At 37.0% G+C, this 25,755-nt stretch carries 25 protein-coding genes; 24 read left to right on the plus strand and 1 reads right to left on the minus strand.

The window, feature by feature from the left end; translation table 11 throughout:
* Positions 1-8 precede the first annotated feature (8 nt).
* The 18 genes from AC3IS5_RS06035 to recO all read left to right on the plus strand — a co-directional run bounded on the left by AC3IS5_RS06035 (position 9) and on the right by recO (position 19,749).
* Complete coding sequence (locus tag AC3IS5_RS06035) at positions 9-1,442, plus strand: rhamnulokinase (RefSeq protein ID WP_489426988.1); 1,434 nt, start codon at positions 9-11, stop codon at positions 1,440-1,442.
* Between the two features lie 12 nt (positions 1,443-1,454).
* Complete coding sequence (locus tag AC3IS5_RS06040; protein ID WP_489426989.1) at positions 1,455-3,239, plus strand: L-fucose isomerase; 1,785 nt, start codon at positions 1,455-1,457, stop codon at positions 3,237-3,239.
* A 14-nt stretch (positions 3,240-3,253) separates the two neighbouring features.
* A complete protein-coding gene (locus tag AC3IS5_RS06045; RefSeq protein WP_489426990.1) occupies positions 3,254-4,936 on the plus strand; it encodes a ribulokinase in 1,683 nt (560 codons plus the stop codon).
* Positions 4,905-6,962, plus strand: coding sequence for a bifunctional aldolase/short-chain dehydrogenase (locus tag AC3IS5_RS06050; protein ID WP_489426991.1), 2,058 nt, complete (start codon positions 4,905-4,907; stop codon positions 6,960-6,962). The genes AC3IS5_RS06045 and AC3IS5_RS06050 overlap by 32 nt, the downstream gene beginning before the upstream one ends.
* A 140-nt stretch (positions 6,963-7,102) precedes the next feature.
* Entirely contained in the window at positions 7,103-8,323 is a 1,221-nt protein-coding gene (locus AC3IS5_RS06055; RefSeq protein ID WP_489426992.1) for an ABC1 kinase family protein, read from the plus strand.
* 101 nt (positions 8,324-8,424) lie between these two features.
* Positions 8,425-9,069 carry a hypothetical protein gene (locus AC3IS5_RS06060; RefSeq protein WP_489426993.1) on the plus strand — a complete coding sequence of 215 codons (645 nt, stop codon included), beginning with the start codon at positions 8,425-8,427 and terminating at the stop codon, positions 9,067-9,069.
* 119 nt (positions 9,070-9,188) lie between these two features.
* On the plus strand, positions 9,189-10,502 hold the full coding sequence (locus AC3IS5_RS06065) for an NfeD family protein (protein ID WP_489426994.1): 1,314 nt from the start codon (positions 9,189-9,191) through the stop codon (positions 10,500-10,502).
* A 20-nt stretch (positions 10,503-10,522) separates the two neighbouring features.
* The gene (floA, locus tag AC3IS5_RS06070; protein WP_489426995.1) at positions 10,523-11,527 is read left to right on the plus strand and encodes a flotillin-like protein FloA; all 1,005 of its coding nucleotides are present in this window, start codon (positions 10,523-10,525) and stop codon (positions 11,525-11,527) included.
* A 34-nt stretch (positions 11,528-11,561) separates the two neighbouring features.
* Positions 11,562-12,041 (plus strand): hypothetical protein, encoded by a 480-nt coding sequence (locus tag AC3IS5_RS06075; RefSeq protein WP_489426996.1) that lies wholly within the window; start codon positions 11,562-11,564, stop codon positions 12,039-12,041.
* Positions 12,042-12,091: 50 nt separating this feature from the next.
* Positions 12,092-12,334, plus strand: coding sequence for a hypothetical protein (locus AC3IS5_RS06080; RefSeq protein WP_038187079.1), 243 nt, complete (start codon positions 12,092-12,094; stop codon positions 12,332-12,334).
* A 1-nt stretch (position 12,335) separates the two neighbouring features.
* Positions 12,336-13,460 (plus strand): sporulation protein YqfD, encoded by a 1,125-nt coding sequence (locus tag AC3IS5_RS06085; RefSeq protein WP_489426997.1) that lies wholly within the window; start codon positions 12,336-12,338, stop codon positions 13,458-13,460.
* Positions 13,461-13,462: 2 nt separating this feature from the next.
* Positions 13,463-14,419, plus strand: a complete 957-nt coding sequence (locus AC3IS5_RS06090; RefSeq protein WP_038187073.1) for a PhoH family protein — start codon at positions 13,463-13,465, stop codon at positions 14,417-14,419.
* Positions 14,420-14,610: 191 nt separating this feature from the next.
* Complete coding sequence (locus AC3IS5_RS06095) at positions 14,611-16,740, plus strand: HD family phosphohydrolase (RefSeq protein WP_489426998.1); 2,130 nt, start codon at positions 14,611-14,613, stop codon at positions 16,738-16,740.
* Between the two features lie 17 nt (positions 16,741-16,757).
* A complete protein-coding gene (gene ybeY, locus AC3IS5_RS06100) occupies positions 16,758-17,246 on the plus strand; it encodes an rRNA maturation RNase YbeY (RefSeq protein ID WP_193740495.1) in 489 nt (162 codons plus the stop codon).
* Positions 17,233-17,586 (plus strand): diacylglycerol kinase family protein, encoded by a 354-nt coding sequence (locus AC3IS5_RS06105; protein WP_489426999.1) that lies wholly within the window; start codon positions 17,233-17,235, stop codon positions 17,584-17,586. Before ybeY ends, AC3IS5_RS06105 begins: the two co-directional genes overlap by 14 nt.
* Before the next feature lie 19 nt (positions 17,587-17,605).
* Complete coding sequence (locus AC3IS5_RS06110) at positions 17,606-18,013, plus strand: cytidine deaminase (protein WP_489427000.1); 408 nt, start codon at positions 17,606-17,608, stop codon at positions 18,011-18,013.
* The gene (gene era, locus AC3IS5_RS06115) at positions 18,000-18,911 is read left to right on the plus strand and encodes a GTPase Era (RefSeq protein ID WP_053416381.1); all 912 of its coding nucleotides are present in this window, start codon (positions 18,000-18,002) and stop codon (positions 18,909-18,911) included. The genes AC3IS5_RS06110 and era overlap by 14 nt, the downstream gene beginning before the upstream one ends.
* A gap of 19 nt (positions 18,912-18,930) precedes the next feature.
* Complete coding sequence (gene recO, locus AC3IS5_RS06120; protein WP_427726286.1) at positions 18,931-19,749, plus strand: DNA repair protein RecO; 819 nt, start codon at positions 18,931-18,933, stop codon at positions 19,747-19,749.
* A gap of 144 nt (positions 19,750-19,893) precedes the next feature.
* On the opposite strand, the gene AC3IS5_RS06125 is transcribed toward recO, so the two are convergent.
* The gene (locus tag AC3IS5_RS06125; RefSeq protein ID WP_489427001.1) at positions 19,894-20,538 is read right to left on the minus strand and encodes a TetR/AcrR family transcriptional regulator; all 645 of its coding nucleotides are present in this window, start codon (positions 20,536-20,538) and stop codon (positions 19,894-19,896) included.
* A 122-nt stretch (positions 20,539-20,660) separates the two neighbouring features.
* On the opposite strand from AC3IS5_RS06125, the gene AC3IS5_RS06130 reads away from it, so the two are divergent.
* From AC3IS5_RS06130 to AC3IS5_RS06155, 6 genes are all read left to right on the plus strand, one after another.
* Positions 20,661-21,347: a CoA transferase subunit A gene (locus AC3IS5_RS06130; protein WP_489427002.1), complete on the plus strand. Its 687-nt coding sequence runs from the start codon at positions 20,661-20,663 to the stop codon at positions 21,345-21,347.
* The gene (locus AC3IS5_RS06135) at positions 21,334-21,981 is read left to right on the plus strand and encodes a 3-oxoacid CoA-transferase subunit B (protein WP_489427003.1); all 648 of its coding nucleotides are present in this window, start codon (positions 21,334-21,336) and stop codon (positions 21,979-21,981) included. Before AC3IS5_RS06130 ends, AC3IS5_RS06135 begins: the two co-directional genes overlap by 14 nt.
* Positions 21,982-21,992: 11 nt before the next feature.
* Positions 21,993-22,304, plus strand: coding sequence for a hypothetical protein (locus tag AC3IS5_RS06140; RefSeq protein WP_489427004.1), 312 nt, complete (start codon positions 21,993-21,995; stop codon positions 22,302-22,304).
* Positions 22,305-22,373: 69 nt separating this feature from the next.
* Positions 22,374-23,117, plus strand: coding sequence for a 3-hydroxybutyrate dehydrogenase (locus tag AC3IS5_RS06145; protein ID WP_489427005.1), 744 nt, complete (start codon positions 22,374-22,376; stop codon positions 23,115-23,117).
* Between the two features lie 27 nt (positions 23,118-23,144).
* A complete protein-coding gene (locus AC3IS5_RS06150) occupies positions 23,145-24,329 on the plus strand; it encodes an acetyl-CoA C-acetyltransferase (RefSeq protein WP_489427006.1) in 1,185 nt (394 codons plus the stop codon).
* 16 nt (positions 24,330-24,345) lie between these two features.
* Positions 24,346-25,650 carry an MFS transporter gene (locus tag AC3IS5_RS06155; protein ID WP_489427007.1) on the plus strand — a complete coding sequence of 435 codons (1,305 nt, stop codon included), beginning with the start codon at positions 24,346-24,348 and terminating at the stop codon, positions 25,648-25,650.
* The last annotated feature ends 105 nt before the right edge of the window (positions 25,651-25,755 follow it).

Consider the following 25,755-nt stretch of genomic DNA (forward strand, 5'->3'; position numbering starts at 1 on the left):
GATTGATTGTGACAACTGTTCTTGCGTATGATTTAGGCGCTTCAAGCGGAAGATTAATAGCGGAAAAATTTGATGGCAATACAATTTCTATCAAGGAGATTCACAGATTTAACAATAAGCCACAATTAGTTCAAGGTCATTATTATTGGGATTATCCTGCACTTATAAAGGAATTAAAGACAGGTTTGCAAAAGGTTGATTTTCCAGCTGCCTCACTTGGAATTGATACATGGGGTGTCGATATAGGTTTACTAAATAAAGAGTATGCACTGTTATCGTTGCCCTTTTCATATAGAGATACACATTCTGAGCCGCAACTTCAGAAGTTGAAACAACTAATAGCTCCTTTTGAGTTATTTAAAAGAACAGGAAATGAAATCTCCTCTATTAATACCCTTTTTCAACTTATGGCCATTTACGAAAAATCCCCAAACTATAGGGAGCTTTGTAAATCTATCTTGATGATGCCTAATTTATTGATATTTGGTTTATCGAATGTTGCGTTAAACGAATATTCTATATCTTCAACGTCACAGTTAGTGAATCATGAAAACAAACAATGGGATGAAGGACTTATGCAACTGGTTTTTCGCCAACAGCTACCTTTAGCATCTATTGAAATGCCACATCAAATGATAGGGGATGTATTAGATTTTCCGTCAATTCAAATGGCTTTAGTACCCGGTCATGATACGGCTTGTGCATTATCCGCCTTGCCAATAAATAGACAAAATGCTGTTTTCATGAGTATTGGTACTTGGTGCTTAGTCGGCAAAGAAGTCGACAAACCGATAGTTAGTAGGGATGCGTTTGAAGCAGGCTTTACAAACGAGGGTACGAGTGAAGGGGCAATTCGTTTTCAAAAGAATGCAATGGGTTTTTGGATTTTACAAAAGTTACGAGAGGAATGGAACGCATCTGGAATGAAAGTATCCTATGACATTGAGCTTCAAGGGTTTTTGGAAGCTGCAGCTTTTAAAACAATTATCGATCCAGAAGATCCTCTTTTCTTTAATCCTAAATCGATGACCTTAGCAATCGAAACGTATTGTGCGAAAACGGCCCAAGCGACACCAAGTACAATTGGAGAGTATGTACGTTGCTTTACAGAAAGTGTAGCAATTAGTTATGCAAAAGTGATTAAAAACATAGAGCAATTAGCATCACAATCTACATCGGAAATCTATATTGGCGGAGGCGGAACTCAAAACAAAACGCTGTGTCAATTGATTGCTAATGCAACAGGGAAGGTTGTATTTGCTGGGCCCATTGAAGCGAGTTCAATTGGTAATGGTTTATCACAGTTACGGGCCTTAGGTGAATTAAATTCGATAGAAGAAGGAAGAGTTCTTGTATCACGCTCATTTCATCTGGATGAATTTATACCACAGGACCAAGCACGCTGGCAGGAAATACTAGAAAAATATAAAACTTTCATTTAGGAGGTAATTGAAATGATGAGTAACAGATATATTGGTGATTTACCTAAGATTGGTATTCGACCAGCAATTGATGGGCGAAGAAGAGGGGTAAGGGAATCACTTGAGGAAACGACAATGGGTATGGCTAAAGCTGTAGCAAAGTTTCTAAGTGAAAATCTATCTTACTATAATGGGCAACCAGTAGAATGCGTCATCGCAGATAGTTGTATTGGAGGCGTAGCAGAGGCAGCGAGAGCAGCAGAAAAGTTTAAAAAAGAAGGTGTCGGAATATCAATTACTGTCACGCCATGTTGGTGTTATGGTAGTGAAACAATGGACATGGATCCACATCTTCCAAAAGCTGTTTGGGGTTTTAATGGAACTGAAAGACCAGGAGCAGTGTATCTAGCTGCAGTCCTAGCAGCATACAATCAAAAAGGGCTACCGGCGTATGGCATATATGGTGAAGACGTACAGGATGCAGGAGATTCAGAGATTCCTCAAGATGTACAACAAAAATTATTGAAATTTACAAAGGCTGCGATAGTAGTTGCGACATTAAAAGGAAAATCTTATTTAGCAATGGGTTCTGTGTCTATGGGGATTGCCGGAAGTATTGTAAAGGATGATTTCTTCCAAGAGTATTTAGGTATGCGCAATGAATACATTGATATGAGTGAGTTTGTAAGAAGACTAGATTTAAATATTTTTGACGAAGAAGAATATGATAGAGCTTATAAATGGGTTAAAGAAAAATTCATTTTCGGTCAAGATAATAATAAAGAAGAGTTTAAGCGTACGGATGAACAGTTAGCAAAGGATTTAGAAACGTCGATAAAAATGACATTAATCACGAAAGATTTAATGGTTGGTAATGACAAAATTGCAGCAAAAGGTTGGGAAGAAGAAGCTTTAGGTAGAAATGCATTAATAGCAGGTTTCCAAGGGCAACGTCAATGGACCGACCATTTCCCTAACGGTGATTTTATGGAAACGATATTAAACTCGTCATTTGATTGGAATGGTAAGAGGGCACCCTATCTACTAGCAACTGAAAATGATAGTTTGAACGGTGTAACGATGGCTTTGGGGCATTTATTGACGAATACGGCACAAGTATTTGCAGATGTTCGTACGTATTGGAGTCCTTCTGCAGTTAAACGTGTGACTGGTAAAGAGCCTGTTGGAAAAGCGGCAAATGGTTTTATTCATCTGATTAACTCTGGTTCAGCGGCACTCGATGGAACAGGACATCAACAAATTGATGGCAAGCCGGCGATTAAACCATTCTGGGAAGTAACGGATGAAGAAATCGAACAAAGTATACAAAACACAAAGTGGAGACCAGCTTCAACAGAGTATTTCCGAGGCGGCGGTTATTCGACCGATTTTACAACAAAGGGTGAAATGCCTGTAACGATTGCACGATTAAATTATGTCAAAGGTCTTGGACCAGTGTTACAACTAGCGGAAGGTTATACTGTCGAACTCGAAGAAGATATGCATGATACGCTAGACCTTCGTACAGATCCAACTTGGCCAACGACTTGGTTTGTACCAAATATTACGGGTAAAGGTGCGTTTACAGATGTGTATTCAGTGATGAATAATTGGGGCGCAAACCATTGTGTTTTAACATACGGTCATGTAGGTGCCGAATTTATCACATTAGCGTCAATGCTTCGTATTCCAGTCAACATGCACAATGTAGCTAATGATAAATTGTTTAGACCGAGTGCTTGGAATATGTTTGGTACGCAGGAAAGTGAACAAGCAGATTTTAGAGCGTGTCAAAATTTTGGACCTCTTTATAAATAAAGGAGGAGCTAAAGATGAACTATGTAATTGGCATAGATTTTGGTTCAGAATCTGGTAGAGCCGTCTTAGTGGATGATGAAAATGGAGCCATCATTAAAGTAGCTGAAATGTCTTACCAACATGGGGTTTTGACAAAATCATTAAATGGCAAACCCCTTAAAGCTAATATGGTGCTACAAAATCCGAATGACTATGTAGAAGTATTAACGACTACTGTACGGACTTTATTAGACGAAACAAAAGTGGATCCTAACCATATTAAAGGAATGGGCGTCGCTTTTACAAGCTGTACTTGTTTACCAGTGGATCAGCAGTTATCTCCATTATGTAGTAAGGAGATGTATGTTGATCAACCACATGCTTATGCAAAGTTGTGGAAGAGTCATAGTGCTGAGAAAGAGGCACGGTTTATAACGGAGAAGCTGGCAGATCACCCTTATCTTGATAAATATGGCGGTGTTATTTCTTCTGAGTGGTTACTTCCAAAGTTGTTGGAAATTTTAAATGATACACCTACTCTATTTGCAAGTACGGATTATTTTTTAGAAGCTGGAGATTGGATTGTTTCACTTTTAACGGGGAGCGTATCTAGAAGTACATGTTCTGCAGGTTATAAAGGACTTTGGCAAAAAGAAGACGGGTATTTAGATAAAGAGATACTTCAATCTATTCATCCGAGCTTAGTAGACGTCTACACACTTCAACTAAAAGGAGAAGTTATCCCAGTAGGTAGCTCTGCAGGAACGTTAACACCTTATTTTGCTAATTTACTTGGTCTTTCAGAAAATACAACTGTTGGCGCAAGTATTATAGATGCGCATGCGGCAGTTCCTGGTGCGGGCATCTATAAACCTGGAATTCTCCAAATCGTTATGGGAACATCAAGTTGCCATTTACTGTTAAGTGAACAAGAGATTACTATACCAGGTATCTCAGGAGTTGTGGAAGATGGGATTCTCCCTGGTTTATATGCATATGAGGCAGGGCAAGTAGCGGTTGGTGATATTTTTGCGAGTTTTATAAAACACCAAGTACCATCATCTTATACTCAGGAATCCAAAGAGAGAAATTTAACTCTTTTTCAACTGTTAAACGAAAAGGCTGAAGCATTCGATGCAGGTGAAACAGGGATGGTAGCACTTGATTGGCATAATGGAAATCGTACTCCGTATGTTAATTCAAATTTTTCGGCTGTATTTGTGGGTGAAACATTACAAACAGAAGCTCATGAGAAATACCGTACCTTACTTGAAGCAACAGCTTTTGGTACAAAAGTGATTGTCGATTTATTTGAAGAAAAAAATATAGATATTCATCAAATAGTCGTAACTGGTGGGATTCCGAAAAAGAATCCATTCCTTATGCAAATATATGCTGATGTCTTACAAAAGGAAATCTTAGTTGTTGATCATCACCAAATACCAGCTCTTGGAGCGGCTATTTTAGGTGCCGCTGCAGCCAATGACAAAGCTAATGAAAAAGATGCTCTAAATAGTGCAATCCAAAAGATAGGCTTTAAGGATTATATTCAATATTCACCGAATAAAAAAAATGAAAAGATCTACAACAAACTATATGGCATATATAGAAACCTTAGCCATTATTTTAGCAGCAATGGTGATCTTTTAACTCTACACAAATTAAAGACTGGGAGGGAAATGAATAATGGTGCAAAATTTATGGAATCAATTAAATAAACCTGCTGTCAATAAAGTTGAGGAATTAACATACCGCTCCAATTTATTAGGAAGCGATCGACGCGTATGTAACTGGGGTGGAGGAAATACTTCCTTTAAAACAACGGCAAAAGATTTTAAGGGTGAGGAAGTAGAAGTCATGTGGGTAAAAGGGAGTGGGTCTGACCTAGCAACTATGGGCGACCATAACTTCACAGCTTTAAAACTCTCGGATATGCAACAACTAATAGAACGGGAGGCAATGACAGATGAAGAAATGGTCGCGTACTTAGAGCATTGTATGCTGTCTAAAACGCAGCCAAGACCTTCTATTGAAACACTCTTACATGCATTTTTACCATATAAGCACATTGACCATACGCATCCAGATGCAATCATTAGCATATGCTGTGCACCAAATGGTAAAGAGATAGCTAAATCGATATTTGGAGATAGCTTTGTTTGGGTTCCTTATTTAAGACCAGGATTTTCGTTGTCTAAAATAATTGCTGAAGGCGTGCAAAACAACCCAAAAGCAGAACTTGTTTTAATGGAAAAGCATGGTTTAGTTGTGTGGGGAAATACCGCAGAAGAAAGCTATACAAGAACAATTGATGTAATTAATAAAGCAGAAGCTTATATCGATTCAATTGCTGCCATACAGGAGCCATTTGGAGGGCAGCTTATAGAGCCTATAGAAGCGGAAACTAGACAGCGATTACTAAGCAAGGTTTTACCAGGTGTACGTGGAGTAGCTTCAAAATATGAAAAAGTGATTACAAGCGTCGATCAATCTGATGAGGTCCTTACTTTTATTAACAGTCGGAAAATTGGAACATTATCTAATGTAGGAGCAGCTTGTCCAGACCATTTAGTACATACGAAGCGTGTACCGTTATTTATTGAATGGGATGGCAACGAAGATACTTTAGAGATGGTAATTCAAGAAAAAATCACGGCTTATCAATCTGAATATGAGGCATACTTTAACCGCTTTGCAACTGCTGATGACAAAATGTTTAATCCATCTCCTAGAGTTATTTTGATTCGTGGGCTTGGTATGATTACAACAGGGAAAGATATACAAGCTGCCGAGTTAAGCCAGGCTTTGTATCATCGTGCCATTTCAGTGATGAAAGGGGCAGACGCTATTGGTGGATTTACTTCACTATCAGATGAAGAGTCATTTGCCGTTGAGTATTGGCCATTAGAACTTTATAAACTGAGTTTAGCACCAGCGGAAGCCGAGTTTTCAAGACAAGTGGCCTTAATCACAGGAGGTGCAGGGGGGATTGGTAGTGCTACATGCCGATTACTTGCCTCTCAAGGAGCACATATCGTAATTGCTGATCTAAATAAAGAAGGTGCTGAGAAAGTAGCATCAGAGTTGAATCAGAAATACGGAGAAGGACGTGCATTTTCGGTAGTGATGGATGTTACGGACGAAAACCAAATCAAAGACGCCTTCGAACAAACTGTTTTGAAGTATGGTGGCGTAGATATTCTTGTGAATAATGCTGGATTAGCAACTTCTAGTCCATTAGAGGAAACAACTTTACAAGAATGGAATCTTAATATGAATGTATTAGGAACGGGATATTTCTTAGTTTCCCGCGAGGCGTTCACAATTATGAAAAAGCAGTTACTAGGGGGCAGTATGATTTTTATTGGCTCTAAAAACTCAGTCTATGCAGGTAAAAACGTTTCAGCCTATAGTTCAGTAAAAGCGCTAGAAGTGCATTTAGCTCGCTGTATAGCAGCAGAGGGTGGCGACTTTGGTATTCGTGCCAATTCAGTATTACCAGATGCTGTTCTACAAGGATCTGCGATTTGGGGATCGAAGTGGCGTGAGGAACGTGCAGCTGCGTATAACATTCATCCAGATGAGCTAGAAAACCATTATAAAGATCGCACAGTATTAAAAGAAAATATATATCCAATCGATATTGCTGAAGCAATTGCCTTTTTCGCATCGAAGAAAGCGGCAAAAACAACAGGATGTATGGTCACTGTTGATGGAGGAGTAGCGGCTGCATTTACTAGATAATAAATTTAAAGCTAGTTCATTCAAAAAAAGAATGTACTAGCTTTTTATTTTTGTATGTATTTTTTGATGTACTTTACAAGCAATCCTGAGGCAATTTGTGATTTAATAATAGACATCATACAAGATATGTAGGTGAAACTATGCATTATATTTGGACTGTATTACAACTCTTAATGGTGGGTTTAATTATCTATTTTGTCAGTGGTCGTTTGATTGGCACGAAATTGAATTTTATGAAGCGCATTTTATCAGCAGTATTTAGTTTGACTTTCACAACGTTTGTTTATTGGTATTCGTATTTACGTCATACCGATTATAAAAACGAAGACATGGTGCAAGCAGTAACAAATATCAGTACACTTGTGTGGATTGGCAGTATGTTATTAATCGCAATGTTGTTTTATTTAATATTAGAACTTTTCGATCCTATTCAACTAGGAGCGAAGGGTGAAAGGTTAACAGGACAAAAAAATATCGTCACAAGATTTCGTAGTCGATTTCATAGACAAAAAAGACTCGTAGAAGTATTTCAAATAGCTTTTAAACACGGTATTGGTAAGGCATTGAAGTATAAGCGTACTTATGAGAATGATCGCTATTTAGCTATTGCACTGCGTAATATGTTAGAAGAGTGTGGTGGTATTTTTATTAAATTCGGTCAGGTGTTATCAGCGCGCAAAGATATTTTTCCAGCCGTTTTTATAGAAGAGTTATCTACGTTACAACAAAACGTTAAACCGATGACAGCTGAGCAAGTAGAAAAGAGACTGGAACAAGATTTAACAAAGCCGATGTCAGAAGTATTTCGGAGTTTTAATATGCAGCCTATTGCTTCAGGTTCCATAGGGCAAGTACATAAGGCTGTCTTGAGAGAGAATGGCAAAGAGGTTGTCGTAAAATTACTCAGACCTAATATAACTTCGGTTATGCAAAAAGACTTGGATATTTTATTGCACTTTTCAAATTGGTTAGTTGAAGAGTCAACTTGGGCTGAAAATTTAGGTTTCCATCAGCTTGCGACTGGCTTTGCTAATAGTCTACTTGAAGAGATTAATTTTGAAATGGAAGTTCGCAATATGGAACAAGTTTCGAATGCACTCTCTAAAAGCAAAAACAAAGTTAAAATTCCACATGTTTATAAAGAATATAGCAATGAGTATTTACTCGTCTTGGAGTACATACATGGCGTCAGTATATATAACTATCAACAAAATTTTGAAAAAACAAATGAAAAAAGGCATGAATTACTTAGTTCAATTTACGATAGCTTTTTAGAACAGCTGCTAGTAGCTGGGGTATTTCATGCAGATCCTCATCCGGGAAATATATATGTCATGAATAATGGTAAGGCAGCGTTTTAGATTTTGGAGCGGTCGGTAGACTAGGACCGGTACAACAAAAGGGATTAAGGACGCTATTTATTGGTATTGAACGCAATGATCCAGATATTGTGTTAGAAGGATTGAAGAATTTACTTGTTGATACAAACGGCATGGATGAAGAGGGATTATTACAAGCATTAAGCCAGCTGCTCATTCAATTACAATATTTAGATAAAGTATCAACGGAGGAACTTGTTCAAACGTTATTTACCATTATTCAGCATTATGAGTTAAAGCTTTATCCAATGGTAGGTGTAGCATTACGTGCGTTAATCACTTTAGAAGGTACGCTCAATGGAGTAGACCCTACTTTTGATCTATTCTCAGAAGCAAAGCGTTTTACAGCAAAAAATAAACGATCCTTTGTGACGATTTCAAGTTCTACAGAGTTAAAAAGCCACTTACAACAAGAGCTGATTATGATGTTGCCAATGCTCAAACAGATGCCTAAAAAAATTGACCATATTACAACTAGGTTAGAAAAAGGTGAGATGAAGGTCAAGCTAGATATGTTCTCTGGAAAGGAGAATACTTTGTTCATCTCGCAATGGTTCTCACTTTTTATCTTATTAATGGTCGGCATAACGTTTGGGATTATTTCAGTTGCTCTTTTAGCGATTTCACAATTTATAAATACGGTGTCTTTTTTAGGATTATTTTTAAGTGCAGTATTACTTGTTAGATTGTCTGTTCAAGCAATTAGAAATTCAAAGCGCGCATTATAAGAAGTTTGTTTTCCTCATTTAATTTGAAGGTGGAAATTAATTTAAAAAAATTTGAAACCTTTTAGTAGTTCAACCGTAGATTAATTAGGCATACTTCATAGTAGAAAGGTGGGGTGAAGTTGCAGCAATCTAAAAAAGTTAGCTTGTTATTTTTGATGCTCATGTCATTCATGCTACTTTTACCACTAGCTTCTGTTTTCGCTAAAACAGAAGTGTATCATGTGCCAGTGGAAAAAGAAGTTGAGAAAGGCTTATATGCTTTCTTACAAAGAGCTTTTAAAGAAGCTGAAGAAAGTGGTGCCAAGGCAATTGTTTTAGATATTCATACGCCAGGTGGATTTGTCAATGCAGCGGGCGATATTGCAAAGCTCATGGATGAAACACCAGTTAGAACAATTGCATTTATAAATAAAGATGCCCATTCAGCAGGCGCATTTATAGCATTGCATGCCGACGAAATATATATGGTACCTAATGGTACAATAGGGGCTGCGGCAGTTATTGATTCTGATGGTAATATGGCCGGTCAAAAAGCCAATAGTGCCTGGCTAGCGCAAATGCAAGCAGCGGCAGAAACCTCAAATCGCAACCCTAAATATGCACTAGCAATGGCAGATTTATCATATGCCTTACCAGAATTTAGAGCGGCAGAAGGGAATTTACTAACACTAACTGCTAATGAAGCGTTAAAAGTTGGGTATTCTGAAGGGACTGTTTCGTCGTTTCAAGAACTTCTTGAGAAGTCGGATTTAGATGGTGCGGAAATTGTGAATGTAAATGAATCCTTTGCAGAGCAAATCGCACGGTTTATTACTAATCCCATTATTGTCCCTATACTTTTATCAATCGCTAGTTTAGGATTAGTAATAGAGTTATATTCACCTGGCTTTGGTGTAGCGGGAACTATGAGTATAATAGCCATCATTCTATTTTTCTTTGGTCATCTAGTTGCTGGATTTGCAGGATATGAATCCATCATATTAGTGATTGTGGGGATTATACTAGTAGTGGTTGAGTTTTTCTTGCCTGGTGGTATTAGTGGTATTATTGGATTTGGCGCAATTGTTTTAAGTCTTTTATTAGCTGGTGCTAATGTGACCTACATGGCTTATTCAATTCTTACGGCTCTGTTAGTAGCAGTAATAGGAATGGTGATCATAATGAAATTTTTCGGTAAAAAAATGACGTTGCTCAACAAAATGGTGTTAAAAGACGCTACAGATACAGAGAGTGGTTATGTATCAAATAAGAATCGTCTAGAGCTTCTTGGAAAAGAGGCTATAACTTCAACACCTCTAAGACCTGCTGGCGCGATTATGCTAGATGATGAAAGAATCGATGTCGTCTCTGAAGGCGGTTACATTGATGCAAGAAAAACGGTTATAATTATTAAAGTTGAAGGGCCTCGTATCGTTGTCAGAGAGGTACTCTAAACTAAAGGAGGATGTTTTAAATGGCATTAACAGGTAGTGCAATTACAGCTATTATTGCTATTGTAGTAGTATTTATAGCATTAGCAGTTCTATTTACATTTGTCCCTGTGGCATTGTGGATTTCTGCATTAGCAGCTGGGGTTAGAGTTAGTATTTTCACATTAATTGGTATGCGTTTACGTCGAGTTATTCCATCACGTATCGTCAATCCATTAATTAAAGCACATAAAGCAGGATTACCAGTAACGATTAATCAATTAGAAAGTCATTATCTTGCAGGTGGTAACGTAGACCGTGTTGTCAATGCGTTAATCGCAGCTCATCGTGCGAATATCGAGTTAACTTTTGAACGCTGTGCAGCAATCGATCTTGCAGGTCGTGACGTATTAGAAGCTGTTCAAATGTCGGTTAATCCGAAAGTAATTGAAACACCATTTATCGCGGGTGTAGCAATGAATGGTATTGAAGTTAAAGCGAAAGCGCGTATTACAGTTCGTGCTAATATCGAACGACTTGTTGGTGGTGCCGGTGAAGAAACAATCGTTGCCCGTGTAGGTGAAGGTATTGTTAGTACAATCGGTAGCTCTAAAAACCATTCAACAGTATTAGAGAATCCAGATTCAATTTCTCAAACCGTATTATCAAAAGGATTAGACTCTGGTACAGCGTTTGAAATTCTATCGATTGATATTGCAGACGTTGATGTCGGCAAAAATATTGGGGCAGAACTTCAAATTGAGCAAGCGCAAGCAGACAAAAATATCGCACAAGCAAAAGCTGAAGAACGTCGTGCAATGGCTGTAGCCAACGAACAAGAAATGGTTGCAAAAGTGCAAGAGATGAAAGCGAAAGTAGTAGAAGCAGAAGCTGAGGTTCCTTTAGCTATGGCAGAAGCTCTTCGTAGCGGTAATATTGGTATTATGGATTATATGAACTACAAAAACGTGCAGGCTGATACAAGTATGCGTGATTCAATTAGTAAAATTAATCAAGACTCACATGATAACACCAATGACAATCAATAAGTAATCGTCAACCATTAGGAGGGAGGCACTTCCATTGGAAGTAATCATCCTGTTCATAATATCAGCTATTATTAGTGCTTTTTTCAAGGACAAAAAGTCAAGGGATAAGCAATCGCCAAATAAGGGTCCTGTGCAAAGACCGCAAAGTTCTGAACATCGTAAAACGATGCCACAAAGAACAGGTCAAACGCGTAGTTTAGAAGATTATGCGAAAGAAGTTTTCCGTGATCTTGAAAGCAAATTTGGTGAACAACCGAAAGCTGAAGTTGAAAAAGCTAAAGAAATAATTGAAGAAAAAGTTGCACCTATAATAGAGCGAAGCAGTGTTTCAGAGGGTACGCGTAGTTTTGAAAACTCAAGATCAACCCGTCCTGCCATGTCTCGCGGAGCAGAAATTCAGAAAAAAGTGAAACATACTGATAATAAAACGTTTAATTTTCCACAAACTAAAAATCAATTAGCGCAATCAATTATAATGGCCGAAATATTAGGTCCACCAAAATCGAAACGCTAATACATGACCCCCGCTCTCTTTGCATATGCTATAGAGAAGGGGGTTTTTGTATGTCGAAACGGCTATTTCAGCTACTGCCTCTTATCGAAATTGAAAACTTCCAAACGATCCAGTTAAGAGGGAAAATTACAATTCAAAAGATTTCTGAGAAGCAAGTGGAATTTTTGCACGAAGAGTTTATCATTCATATCGAAGCGAAAGAGCTGCAAATCCAAGTGCTAAAGGACGAGCTGGTAGCTTTGAAATTGAATCAATTAGAAAAAATGACAATTGAAAAATGGCAGGAGAGTTAACTTGCAAAGGCATGGATGGAATAATCGTAAACTGGAGTTAGAAGTGACGCAAAATGATCGCCTACCTGGATTTTTAAGGGCATTAGCAAAGGCGAACATTCCTCTTAAGAAAGTGAAAACGACAAAAAATTATGTAACATTCCAAACAACTCGTAAGCATTTACCAATGATTCGTAAACTCAGACGCAAATATCATATGAGAATTACAATAGACTGGCTAGACGAGGAAGTTATTTTACGTAATGAGTGGATCGTGCATATAGGATTATTATTGTTATTTCTCGTCCCTTTATGCGCTTCACAATTTATTTGGTCTGTCGATATCGATGCATCCACTCCAGAGCAGGAGGAAGAGCTGCAAAAGAGTTTATATATATTGCAAATTTCACCGCCATTTTTAAAGCGTAAGTTACCTGATGAAACAGTGATTAGACAGCAAATTTTACAAGATCAGCGAGAATTATCTTGGGTGCATATTAATCAGCAAGGAAGTCATCTCACCTTTTCACCAATCCCTTCGCCTAAGCTAGATACTGAAATTGAAAAAAAAGAACAACCGAGCCACTTAATAGCTAAAAAGAGTGGTGTTATAACGCATTTTAATTTAACGAAAGGTGAACGCGTTGTAGAGGAAAATAAGGCCGTTTATGCGGGTGATTTGCTCGTCACCGGTATATTGAAACAAGGTGAGAAAGAAATCGTCTACGGGGCTGAAGGAGAGGTATTTGCGGACTACTGGATTGAGGCGTCGTTCTCACTACCAAAAAAGATTGAATATGAGGTGCCAGGTGAACGACATTATGAGTTGAAGTGGAAAAAGGACAAGAAAAAAAAGGACGGTGACTGGCAAACAGTAAAACTACCTAAATGGTTAGCTAAGTATGTTGACTTATCTGTCACACAGCAAGGTATAACAAGAGAGCTTGTATTAGATGAGCAATCGGTTGAAAAGGTACTGTTACCACTACTTCATCAAAAATATGTCAATGAATTGCCATCTAAAACAGTTATAAAACGGGAAAAACTTTTGCAGGTTGCTATTGATAATGATACAGTAAAAGGGAAAGTATTGTTTTTGGTAAATGAAAACATTGCAGTTAAACAAGCGATTTATCAAGGAGATTGAGCATGCTAGAACAACAACCAACCCAATTAAACGTGCAAGATCCTAACGAAGCGGTAATGCTTTTAGGTATATCAGATGTAAATATGAAATTGATTGAAACGGCTTTTAATGTGCAAATCATTACGCGTGGCGAAACAATTCATATTGTCGGTAATGAAAGTCAAAAAGACGATGCAACGAAATTATTAGAACAATTATTAAAAGTTATTCGTAAGGGAATTAATATCAATCAACGTGATGTTGCTACAGCAGTTGAAATGGCTAAAAACGGTACAATCGAGTATTTTGCAGAGCTCTATGATGAAGTCATAGCCCGTAATACTAAAGGTAAAATGATTCGGGCCAAAACGATTGGTCAACGTGAGTATATTCAAGCAATTAGACATCGTGATTTAACATTTTGTATTGGGCCTGCAGGAACTGGGAAAACGTACTTAGCTGTAGTAATGGCAACACAAGCACTAAAAAACGGCAATGTGAAACGAATTATTTTAACACGTCCTGCAGTAGAAGCTGGAGAAAGTCTAGGTTTCTTACCGGGAGATTTAAAGGAAAAAGTCGACCCGTATTTACGACCTTTATATGATGCACTGCATGATATTTTGGGTGCTGAACAAACGACACGACTAATTGACCGAGGCACGATTGAAATTGCGCCACTTGCTTATATGCGTGGACGTACGTTAGATGATGCCTTTGTTATTTTAGACGAAGCTCAAAATACAACTAAAGCACAAATGAAGATGTTCTTAACACGTCTTGGCTTTGGATCGAAAATGGTTATAACAGGTGATAAAACCCAAATTGACCTACCAAAAGGTGCAATATCAGGGCTAACAAATGCTGAACAGACGTTACAAAATGTGAAGGATATCCATTTTCAAATTCTTGAACAAGCGGATGTAGTTCGTCATCCACTGGTAGCAAAAATTATACAAGCTTATGAAGAAGAGCAATAGTGTATTAGATGACGCAATACTCATTTTATGGGTGTTGCGTTTTATTTTTGTATAAATATTTTCGTGTCGATTTTGTGTTGGTATTATTAATTATTTATAAATTTATTATTATTTATAGCGAAATCCGTTATATTTTTTGTGAAAAAAATGTCAATTGTTGATATGATAGTCTATAGATAGGAGGTGGCTGTATGGATGCTTTTTTAAAAAAGCTAATGCAGTACTTTCGTTTTCCGGTATTACTTGCCGTCATATTAACTGTCACGGGCATTTTGCAATTTTCACTGATGCTTGGGAATGTGAGGGGCGAACATTTCGACTTAAAACTTTTTCAATTATCGCCGGATACGATACGTTCGATGAAGACAGTAGAGGACACAGTAAAAACTGAGGAAGATAGAGAGCAAGCAGCTAGTGCGGTTAAGCCTGTCTATCATTATTCTGAAGAGATTGCAAAAAATCGTGCATCAATGATTAAGTCCATTTTTGACTATGTTTTAGAAGTGAAAACGTCGATTGAGGACGGAAAAACTAAAAAAGAAAAAGAATCTGTTATGCAAGATCGTGTAGCAGAACTACGAGAAAAATTAATCGCATTAAAAACAGATGGTCAAGGACTCCGGTTTACTGATCAAGAATTGATGGCATTGCTCGAACAAGATAATGACTCTTTACGGGTAACGCGTGATGAATTAACGGAACTTGTGAAAAAACAACTATCTGAACCTATTCGAGCGGATCATGTAGCAGAGATAAAGGCTAAAATTGATAAAGAAATTAGAGAAAAACCTGAATTTCCAGAAGAAATTCGTGCAACACTCGTTTCAATTGGAAGGTTTTCTATAACAGAGACGGAAAAGGAAAACCCAGATTTAACAAAGGAACAGATTGAACAAGCAAAGGCTAATGTGGATCCAACACGTATATTGCAAGGTCAAATTATTGTACAAGAAGGACAAGTGATCGATCGTGATGTCTACCGAGAATTAGAGTTAACAGGGATGCTTGCTGATCATACTTCTACTAAACCGATAATGGGGTTATTTTTACTCATCACTTTACAAATGGCTTTCTTTTTTGCTCTTTTCCGTAATTGGAAAACCGACGAAAAAACAAAAGTCCGTGATTTAATCATTACAGTTACAATTTATTTACTATCTATTGTCGTGATGGAATTGCTGAGTCTGATTAAGAACGAATTCGAAGTAATGATAGGGTTTCTTTACCCAGTTGCGATGGCACCTATGCTTATTAGATTACTAGTTAATGAACGTATCGCAATCATCATAACGATTATGACAGGGGTTGCAGCAGGTGTCATTTTCCAAGAGGGTTACGCTACTGTCATTCAAATGGAAGTATCTTTATATATTATCTTTGGTGGATTAAGTAGCTTGTTTTTCAGTAAAGGAATTGAAAAACGTTCGCGTATTTTAAAAACAAGTATGGGTATTGCAATAGTAAATGCCACTTTTATTGGCTTTTATTTACTATTGACTCAATCTACATATGGTATGACCGAACTCACTTATTATTTAGTAGCATCCATTGTTTCTGCCTTATTGTCAGGCGCACTTACATTAGGGATATTACCGTTTATTGAATCGGCATTTGGTATTCTGTCATCCTTTAGATTAATAGAGTTATCAAGTCCAAATCATCCATTATTAAAAAAGATTTTAGTAGAAACACCTGGTACTTATCACCACAGTGTAATGGTGGCAAATCTTGCTGATGCTGCCTGTGAAGCTATTGGAGCAGATGGCTTGCTAGCAAGAGTAGGTAGCTATTATCATGATATTGGAAAGACAAAAAGGCCTGGATTTTTCGTTGAAAATCAAATGGGAGCCATCAATCCTCATGATAGCTTGCCAGCAGAAACGAGTCGAGATATTATTATCGCGCATGCTGAAGATGGGGCTAAGATGTTAGAAGCTCATAAAATGCCAAAAGAAATTATAGACATTGCAAGACAACATCATGGGACAAGTCTTTTGAAATTCTTTTATTATAAAGAGAAGGAAAAAAATCCAGCTGTAATTGAATCTAATTATCGTTACCCTGGACCTAAGCCACAAACGAAAGAAGTTGCTATAATAAGTGTAGCGGACAGTGTAGAGGCTGCTGTTCGTTCGATGAAAGAACCAACTGCTGAGAAAATTCAAAAGCTGGTTCATGCCATTGCACAAGACAAATTACAGGATGGACAATTTGATGAATGCGATCTTTCCGTCCGGGAATTAAAAAAGATTGAAGCAGTTTTTTGTGAAACGCTAAATGGTATCTTCCATTCACGTATCGAATATCCGAAGCCAAAATAAGCCTAGGAGGCAACTAAATGAGTTTAAACATTGATTTTTTAGATGAAACATCAAAAGTAAAGGATTCTGATATCGAGCTAGTAGAAAAATTACTACAACATGCTGCGACAGTTGAAAATATTGAAGATGAAACAGAATTATCTGTGACGTTTGTAACGAATGAAGCGATACATGAAATTAACCGTCAATATCGCCAAAAAGATGCACCAACAGATGTCATTTCCTTTGCCCTTGAAGAAATGGGAGAAGGAGAAGTGGAAATTATTGCTGAAGGTATGCCGCGTATTTTAGGTGATATTATAATTTCAATCGATCGTACAAAAGAACAAGCGGATGAATACGGACATTCATTTGAACGAGAATTAGGCTTTTTAGCTGTACATGGATTTTTACATTTACTAGGGTATGACCATATGGTGCCCGAAGATGAAAAAGTAATGTTTGGCAAACAAGATAAAATTCTTGAATCCTACGGCCTAAGCCGTGATGCTAATGAACGTCAGTAAATTTTTGAAATCATTTCAATATGCGTTTCAAGGGATATTGTATGCATTTAGAGAACAGAATTTCCGTTTCCATTTGTTAGCGGCAATTATTGCTATTAGTGCGGGTTTGCTCACTGGATTATCGCAAACAGAGTGGCTAGTAATTATTATTGTCATTGCTATTATGCTAACCCTTGAAATGATTAATTCTGCAATTGAGAGAGTAGTGGACCTTAGTACATCAGAGATACACCCTCTTGCCAAACAGTCAAAAGACCTGGCAGCAGGTGCCGTACTTGTATTTGCTTGTGCAAGTGCTATAATCGGGATACTCATCTTTTTGCCTAAGTGGATGAATTAATTTATATGAGGTGATTCTAATGGACAAACATCAATTAATGGAAGAGTCAAAACTAGGACGCGAAAATGCCCATGTCCCTTATTCAAAATTTAAAGTCGGTGCATCTCTACTAACAAAAGACGGTAAAGTTTACCGTGGATGCAATATTGAAAATGCGAGTTACAGTATGACGAACTGTGCAGAGCGTACTGCCATTTTCAAGGCTGTTTCAGAAGGCGAAAAAGAATTTACTGCGCTAGCTGTTGTTGCGGATACAGAAGGGCCATGTGCACCATGTGGAGCATGTCGCCAAGTTATTGCTGAATTTTGCGCACCAGATATGCCAGTTTACTTAACAAATTTAAAAGGCGATGTTCAAGAGACAACAGTTCGTGAACTTTTACCAGGTGCCTTTACACCGGAGGATTTAAGGAATGCAGGAAAATAATCAATTCAAATCAGGCTTTATTTCAATTATTGGTAGACCAAACGTAGGGAAATCAACGTTTCTAAATCGTGTTATCGGTCAGAAAATCGCCATTATGAGTGATAAACCACAAACAACACGAAACAAAGTACAAGGTGTTTTAACACAAGATGCTAGCCAAATGGTTTTCATCGATACACCAGGGATTCATAAACCAAAACATAAATTGGGAGAATTCATGTTAAAAGTGTCTAAAAACACTTTGCGAGAAGTTGATGTCATTATGTTCATGGTCAACGCAACTCAAAAGTTAGGCAAAGGGGATCAGTTCATTTTAGAAATGCTTGAAGGCAATGAGACACCTGTCTTCTTAGTAATCAATAAAATTGACCAAGTGCACCCAGATAACTTATTGCACACAATTGAAGATTATAAAGCTGAATATGATTTTGCTGAGATTATTCCAATTTCTGCTCTTGATGGTAATAATGTTGATCGTTTGCTAGAAACAATCGAAAACTATTTACCTGAAGGACCTCAATATTACCCAGCTGACCAAGTAACAGACCACCCTGAGCGTTTCATCATTTCTGAATTAGTACGTGAAAAAGTGTTGCACTTAACACGTGAAGAGATTCCACATTCAATCGCAGTACAAGTGGACAAAATTGCAAAAGATGAAGACAAAGATATGATTCGTGTAATGGCTACAATTATTGTAGAACGTGATTCACAAAAAGGGATTGTCATCGGTAAACGAGGTGCCCTATTGAAAGAAGTTGGAATCCGCGCACGTAAAGATATTGAGATGCTTTTAGGCAGTAAAGTGTACTTAGAACTTTGGGTCAAAGTACAAAAAGACTGGCGTAACAAATCTTCTCAATTACGTGACTTTGGTTTCAGAGAAGACGAATATTAAGTTAGGGATGTGAAGACAATTGCTGAATAAATGGGAAGGCATTGTCTTAAAAACACAACCATATGGCGAGACCAATAAAATTGTCACGTTTATGACGCGAGAAGCTGGAAAGGTAACGGCAATGGCTCGCGGTGCGAAAAAACCATCTAGTCGTTTAGCCTCGGTTACGCAACCATTCACATATGGTTCCTTTTTAATTCAACAAGGGCGTGGTATGGGCACTGTGCAACAAGGTGAACCTTTAGAATCGATGCGTCATATTCGTGAAGATATTGTAGCGACCGCTTATGCAAGTTATGCAGTTGAACTTGTCGATCGTTTAATTGAATCGGAAAAAGCGGAGCCTTATGCTTTTGAAGTGTTAGTGCAAGCATTACGTGCCATTGAAGAAGGTTACGACCCTGAAGCTATCGCATTGTTTGTGGAATGGAAAATGCTACCTTTTACTGGTGTGCAGCCGATATTGCATGAATGTGCAAGTTGTAGTGCTGTTGATGGAGAATTCGCTTTTTCATTTACGCAAGGTGGCTTCCTTTGTCATCGATGCTTCCACCAAGATCCGTATATCATACGCCTAACACCAACTCAGTTAAAACTTATCCGAATGTTTTATAGTGTACCTATTGAAAAAATAGGGAAATTGACACTAAAAAAAGAAACAAAAAAGTTTATAAAAAAAATTAGTACAACGATTTATGAAGAACAAACAGGTATGCGCTTGAAGTCAAAATCATTTATTGAGCAACTTGAAAGAGCACCTCAATTATTCGGAGCTAATTTCGAATCTAAAAAAGAAGCATCCGAAGAAACAGAAAACCCACAAGCTGACGAAAATTAGTCAGTTTGTGGGTTTTTGTTTTACTTAAATAATAATAATTTCGTTCTTTGTTGAGAGATCATGAGAGTAGAAAAATCATAGTATTAATATTTTGTTTTAGTTAAAGTCTTACCTTAAAAAGAAAACTCGACTCAATCAAAAGTCTTATTTGTAAAAAGGTATTTCTTCTGTAGAAGTAATTACATTAGAAGGTGTTTTGAAACCTATTATTATAGCGGAAAGCAAGGGTTGTCCAACTTGTTTTAAAGAAGTGATATTATCATTTATACCCCAATGATAAATAATACCCATAATTCCTTGAATTAAACTAGTATATACTTCGTCTAGAGAATAACCATTTTTAATTTCATTGTTGGAGAATGCTTTTTCAATATATGTTCTTATTATTTTAAATAATGGCCGATTTGCATTAATAAAGAAAGTATGTTCATTGGATTCTATAGCTGTACTGTATATAACTCTCATTAATTCTTTCCCCATTAATTTATCTAAAAAATCTAATACCTCAAGAGAAAAATGTTCAACTTTTGTTAGTTCTAAAAGGTCATTTGGAATGTTCTTTGATATTTCGATATAATATTCATCCGCTTTTGAAAATTGATATAAAAAAATAGATGCTTTAGAAGGGAAATGTTGATAAAAAGAACCTTTTGAAGTTTCGCTTGCTAGAATAATTTCATCAACAGTTACCTTATTGTATCCTCTTTTTTTAAATAATTCTAATGCCGTTGTTAAAATTTTATCCCTTGTTATTACTCCTCTAAGTTGCTTATTCACTCTTTTATTCACTTTTTCTCTCCTATTCTAGATTGACTATAAAAATTCTATGTATTAATATTAGACCACAGTCTAGTAATTTATTCCAATAAATTGAACTAGATATAATTATTACTATAAAAGGAGTGTGAATGATGGGAACTATAGTTTCATTAGAGGATATACGTCAGCTTTTGAAAAGTGATATGAGAATTCTTGTGGGTGGGTTTGGTATTTCTGGAACACCATTAAGTGTGTTAGATCAAATATTGCATACTGACATTGAGAACTTAGAAATAGTTAGTAATAATCTTGGGGATAACGGCATGGGACTTCATAAGGTTTTTATGGAAGGAAAAATTAAAAAAGCGATTGGCTCTTTCTTTACCATAAATAAAGAAGCTGTGATAGCTTGGTCTAAAGGAGAACTAGAAATAGAACTATTACCACAGGGAACCTTAGCAGAGGCAATTCGTAGTGGTGGTGCAGGAATTGGTGGTTTTTATACAAAAACAGCAGTTGGTACTGCATTAACAAAAGATAAAGAAATTCGAGAAATTGATGGGCAACGTTATGTATTTGAAAAAGGAATTAGAGGAGATGTAGCCCTCATTAAAGCAGCTAAAGCCGATAGACTTGGAAATTTGGTATATCATACAACTGCACGTAATTTTAATCCAGTGATGGCAACTGCAGCCGATATTGTAATTGCAGAGGTAGATGAAATTGTAGAAGTTGGTGACTTAGACCCTGAACATATTGTTACACCACATCTCTATGTTGATTATGTTGTTCAAAGTACTTACATAAAAGAAGGGAGTCAGTACGTTGAAGCTAAATAAACGAGAAATTATTGCAAAACGTATAGCTCAAGAGCTTGAAGAAGGTGATGTAGTAAACCTCGGAGTAGGTATTCCGACTTTAGTCGCCTCATTTTTAGAAGGAAAGAAAGTATATCTACAATCAGAGAATGGCCTTATTGGAATGGGACCCCCTCCTAAAGAGAATGCCGTAGATATTGATCTAATCGACGCCGGTAAGACACCAGTATCAATTACAAAAGGCGCCTCATTTTTTGATAGTGCAGATTCATTTGGAATGATTAGAGGTGGGCATTTAAATGTCGCAATATTAGGAATATTACAAATTGATAAGAGTGGAGAAATTGCTAACTGGGCAGTTCCAAATCAACCAATCTTGGGTGTTGGAGGCGCAATGGATTTGGTTGCAGGTGCTAAAAAAGTAATAGTTGCATCAACTTTATTTGCAAAGGACGGCTCTTCGAAATTAGTAGATCAACTTACTTATGAATCTAGCGGTGAAAGAAAAGTAGATTTATTCGTATCGGAGTATGCAACATTTATGTTTACTTCGGAAGGTGTAAAAGTTATTGATTTATACGGAGACTTAACTATTGAGGAGTTAATTGAAAAGATTGGTCTACCATTATTGTATGATGTCGAGATAGTTAAATAGGTGATGTTTAAATGTGGACTTTAATCACTAGTATTGTTTCACTGATATTATTAATTATTCTAGCACCAGTGGTAAGTCTAATTCCATGTTCATCTTCCGTGGGTTTAGTGACAAAAATGGAAGCGTTATCAAAAGTTTATCTAAATCTGGGCGTTAACCCTGATGCAATACTCCGAATTGTAGCAATTGCTTCTGGTGGTTTACCGCCTAATGATGCGATTATTAGAATTTTAGTTGTCTCTAAATTAACCCATAAAGATGTTTTAACATGTTTTTTGCAACTTCGGTCATTGCGCCACTTTTGGCAAGTATACCGGCATTGATTGTAGCGATCTTATTCTATTAAAAAGGATTGTGTTTCATATGGGCACTAAATCATTGGAGGAAAATTGATGAGAAATATTATTATTACTGGAGCTGCAGGTGGACTAGGACAAGCAATGGTGAAAAAATTTGTTGATCAAGGAGATTTTGTATTTGCAGCAGATCTCCATTTAGATAGAGTACTAGAATTACAAAATCAATACAGTGATCAAGTGAAAGCGATAGTACTTGATGTGACAAATGAAGATTCAGTTCGTGAAGTATTCAAGCAAGTCGCTACAAGAGGGAATGTTGATGTCCTCGTAAATAATGCAGGATTACAATATCGTGAAAAAATTGAAAACTTCCCAACAGAACAGTGGGATTTATTAATTAACGTTATGCTTACTGGACCTTTCCTTATGACTAAGCATGCTATGCCCTATATGAAAGCGCAACAGTATGGACGTATTGTGAATATTTCCTCTGTTCATGGAGTAATGGCTACACCTGAAAAGGTTGCTTATGTTGCAGCAAAACACGGTGTGATTGGTCTGACAAGAGTAACCGCATTAGAAGGTGCTGAATTTGGTATTACAGCCAATGCTGTTTTACCTGGTCCTGTAAAAACGCCGTTGCTAGTAAAACAAATTCAAGATTTAGAAGAAAAAGGGATGACTGAAGCTGAAGCATTAGCTGAAATTCTCTATCCAAAACAAGCGATGAAACGCTTCATTAGTGCAGAAGAAATTGCCGATGGTGTTTACTTCTTATCATCTAATGAAGCTTCAGGTATTACAGGGGAAAATTTAAATATTTCTGGTGGTATGTAAATGTAAATCATATGGGGAGTGATGAAAATGGAAGCATATATTTTAAACGGTTCTAGAACAGCATTTGGAACATTTGGAGGCTCATTTAAAGATACTAGTGATATAGACCTAGCGGTAGAAACAGTTAAAGAAACGATAAAACGTGGTGGTGTAGAGATAGAGTCTATTGACGAAATTATTTTTGGTAATATTATTCATACAACGAGTAGTTCCGCATATTTAGCAAGACATATTGGGTTAAAGAGCGGGATGAAGGAGTCTTCAACTGCATTGACAGTTAATCGTTTATGTGGGTCGGGTCTACAGGCAATAGTTTCTGCTGCGCAAAATATTATTTTAGGTGAAACCGATGTTGCTATTGCAGGGGGTACTGAAAATATGAGTTTAGCACCTCATGTATTACGGGGAACACGTTTTGGTTCTCCTAATAAAGCACCTAAAATTGACGACATGCTTTGGGAGACATTATATGATCAATATGCAGGCTGTGGCATGGGGATGACGGCAGAAAATCTAGCAGATAAGTACGAAATTACTAGAAAAGAACAAGATGCTTTCTCTATGAACTCACACAAAAAGGCTTCTATCGCTCGTGAAAGTGGCCGCTTTGCAGAAGAAATTGTTCCAGTTGTGCTAAAAGGAAAAAAGGGCAAAGAAATTATTATTAATCAAGATGAGCATATTCGTACTGACATATCTGCTGAAAGATTAGGAAAACTTAGTCCAGCCTTTAAAGAAACTGGAACCGTGACAGCAGGAAATGCCAGTGGTATTAATGATGGTGCTGCTTCGGTTTTAGTTGTATCAAGTGCTTATTTAGAAAAGAATAAAATACAACCATTAGCGAAAATAGTTTCTTGGGGGATAGCTGGTGTAGATCCAAAATACATGGGAATTGGACCAGTACCAGCAATTCGAAAAGCATTACAAAAAGCAAAGTTAGAAATTAACCAAATTGACTTGTTTGAATTGAACGAAGCATTTGCAGCGCAGTCTTTAGCAGTCGTGAAAGAACTTGAAATCGATGAAGAAAAGGTGAACGTCAATGGTGGTGCTGTAGCATTAGGCCATCCAGTTGGAGCTAGCGGAGCGCGCATTAGTTACTCGTTAGCAATTGAAATGAATAAAAGAAATGTTCGATATGGTGTTGCGAGCTTATGTATTGGTGGAGGGCAAGGCATTGCAATTATTTTGGAAAATCCAAACTATTAATTATGGGGGTTAATTTATGAATGATATTTCACGTATAGAAAAATCTACTCTTAGAAAAACGATGACTCGAATTTTGCCTTTCATTTTGATTTTATACACAATTGCTTATTTAGATAGAGTTAACTTAGGTTTTGCAGCTTTAGAAATGAATGCTGACTTAGCTTTAAGTGCTGAAGTATTTGGATTGCTGTCAGGTATCTTTTTTATAGGTTATTTCTTCTTTGAAGTTCCAAGTAATATGATTATGCATAAAGTTGGTGCGAAAGTTTGGATTGCTCGAATTATGATTTCCTGGGGGATTTTAGTCATATTAACTGGTTTTGTTCAGAATGCGACCCATTTATATATTTTAAGATTCCTTTTGGGGGTAGCAGAAGCTGGATTCTTCCCAGGCATTATTTTATACCTAACTTATTGGTTCCGCTCAAGAGAACGTGGTAAAGCAACTGCTGTCTTATTATTAGCATTACCGATTGGCGGTTTAATAGGAGCGCCACTTTCGGCGTGGATAATTGATAATGTTAATTGGTTCAGTCTCGAAGGTTGGCGTTGGATGTTTATTCTTGAGGGAATTCCAGCACTTATTTTGGGTGTGTTAGTTATTTTTTATTTAGTAAATCGACCTAAAGAGGCAAAGTGGTTAACTACTGAGGAGAAGGATTGGCTTGAGGGTGAGTTGAAAGAGGAACGAAGAGCAAGTGAAAAAGTCAACAAAGTATCTAAGAAAGAGATGCTTAAAGACTCTAAAGTTTGGAAGTTAGCATTTTTCTATTTTGCGGGTTATACAGGCATCTATGGTTTGTCTTTCTGGATTCCTACAATAATTAAAAACTTATCAGTCGTAGATACAACTAATATGCAAATCGGTTGGCTTGCAATGATTCCTTCTTTAGTAGGGATTCCGGCAAATATTTTTACAGGTTGGAATACGGATCGAACTAATACTTATAAATCGCATCTTATTGTATGCTTAGTAATTGCAATTTTAGGATTCATAGGATGTGGTTTTGTAACATCACCTTTATCAATGGTTGCAATGCTTACGATTACATCTGCTGGACTATATGGATTTACAGGGTGTTTCTTTGCTTATATGACATTCTTTTTCACAGAATCAACAGCTCCTGTTGGTATTGCACTTGTAAACTCATTTGCGGCCTTAGGTGGCTTCGTTGGCCCGATGATTCTTGGATCTTTAACATTAACTTCAGGTATGCTACTCATTGCAGCCTTACTCTTTACAGGCTTATTAACTTTACTTACTTTAAAACAAGTTAGAGATAATTCAGTTGTTGAAATGGGAGCATTAGAGATAGAGTAGGGGAATTAGAAAATGACTAACTAAATTAATTTATATAGTCAGTAGAACTTCAGCACCAGAAACAATATTCCAACTACAAATTGCTGACGAGGAACATTTATAAGT

The sequence above is a fragment of the Viridibacillus sp. KH_047 genome, assembly GCF_057838945.1.

Bases quoted from the DNA above. Each gene is read 5' to 3' on its own strand.
- AC3IS5_RS06040 (WP_489426989.1), top strand. From the start codon at position 1,455: ATGATGAGTAACAGATATATTGGTGATTTACCTAAGATTGGTATTCGA.
- AC3IS5_RS06045 (WP_489426990.1), top strand. From the start codon at position 3,254: ATGAACTATGTAATTGGCATAGATTTTGGTTCAGAATCTGGTAGAGCC.
- AC3IS5_RS06050 (WP_489426991.1), top strand. From the start codon at position 4,905: ATGGTGCAAAATTTATGGAATCAATTAAATAAACCTGCTGTCAATAAA.
- AC3IS5_RS06055 (WP_489426992.1), top strand. From the start codon at position 7,103: ATGCATTATATTTGGACTGTATTACAACTCTTAATGGTGGGTTTAATT.
- floA (WP_489426995.1), top strand. From the start codon at position 10,523: ATGGCATTAACAGGTAGTGCAATTACAGCTATTATTGCTATTGTAGTA.
- AC3IS5_RS06080 (WP_038187079.1), top strand. From the start codon at position 12,092: ATGTCGAAACGGCTATTTCAGCTACTGCCTCTTATCGAAATTGAAAAC.
- AC3IS5_RS06090 (WP_038187073.1), top strand. From the start codon at position 13,463: ATGCTAGAACAACAACCAACCCAATTAAACGTGCAAGATCCTAACGAA.
- AC3IS5_RS06095 (WP_489426998.1), top strand. From the start codon at position 14,611: ATGGATGCTTTTTTAAAAAAGCTAATGCAGTACTTTCGTTTTCCGGTA.
- ybeY (WP_193740495.1), top strand. From the start codon at position 16,758: ATGAGTTTAAACATTGATTTTTTAGATGAAACATCAAAAGTAAAGGAT.
- AC3IS5_RS06105 (WP_489426999.1), top strand. From the start codon at position 17,233: ATGAACGTCAGTAAATTTTTGAAATCATTTCAATATGCGTTTCAAGGG.
- AC3IS5_RS06110 (WP_489427000.1), top strand. From the start codon at position 17,606: ATGGACAAACATCAATTAATGGAAGAGTCAAAACTAGGACGCGAAAAT.
- era (WP_053416381.1), top strand. From the start codon at position 18,000: ATGCAGGAAAATAATCAATTCAAATCAGGCTTTATTTCAATTATTGGT.
- AC3IS5_RS06130 (WP_489427002.1), top strand. From the start codon at position 20,661: ATGGGAACTATAGTTTCATTAGAGGATATACGTCAGCTTTTGAAAAGT.
- AC3IS5_RS06140 (WP_489427004.1), top strand. From the start codon at position 21,993: ATGTGGACTTTAATCACTAGTATTGTTTCACTGATATTATTAATTATT.
- AC3IS5_RS06145 (WP_489427005.1), top strand. From the start codon at position 22,374: ATGAGAAATATTATTATTACTGGAGCTGCAGGTGGACTAGGACAAGCA.
- AC3IS5_RS06150 (WP_489427006.1), top strand. From the start codon at position 23,145: ATGGAAGCATATATTTTAAACGGTTCTAGAACAGCATTTGGAACATTT.
- AC3IS5_RS06155 (WP_489427007.1), top strand. From the start codon at position 24,346: ATGAATGATATTTCACGTATAGAAAAATCTACTCTTAGAAAAACGATG.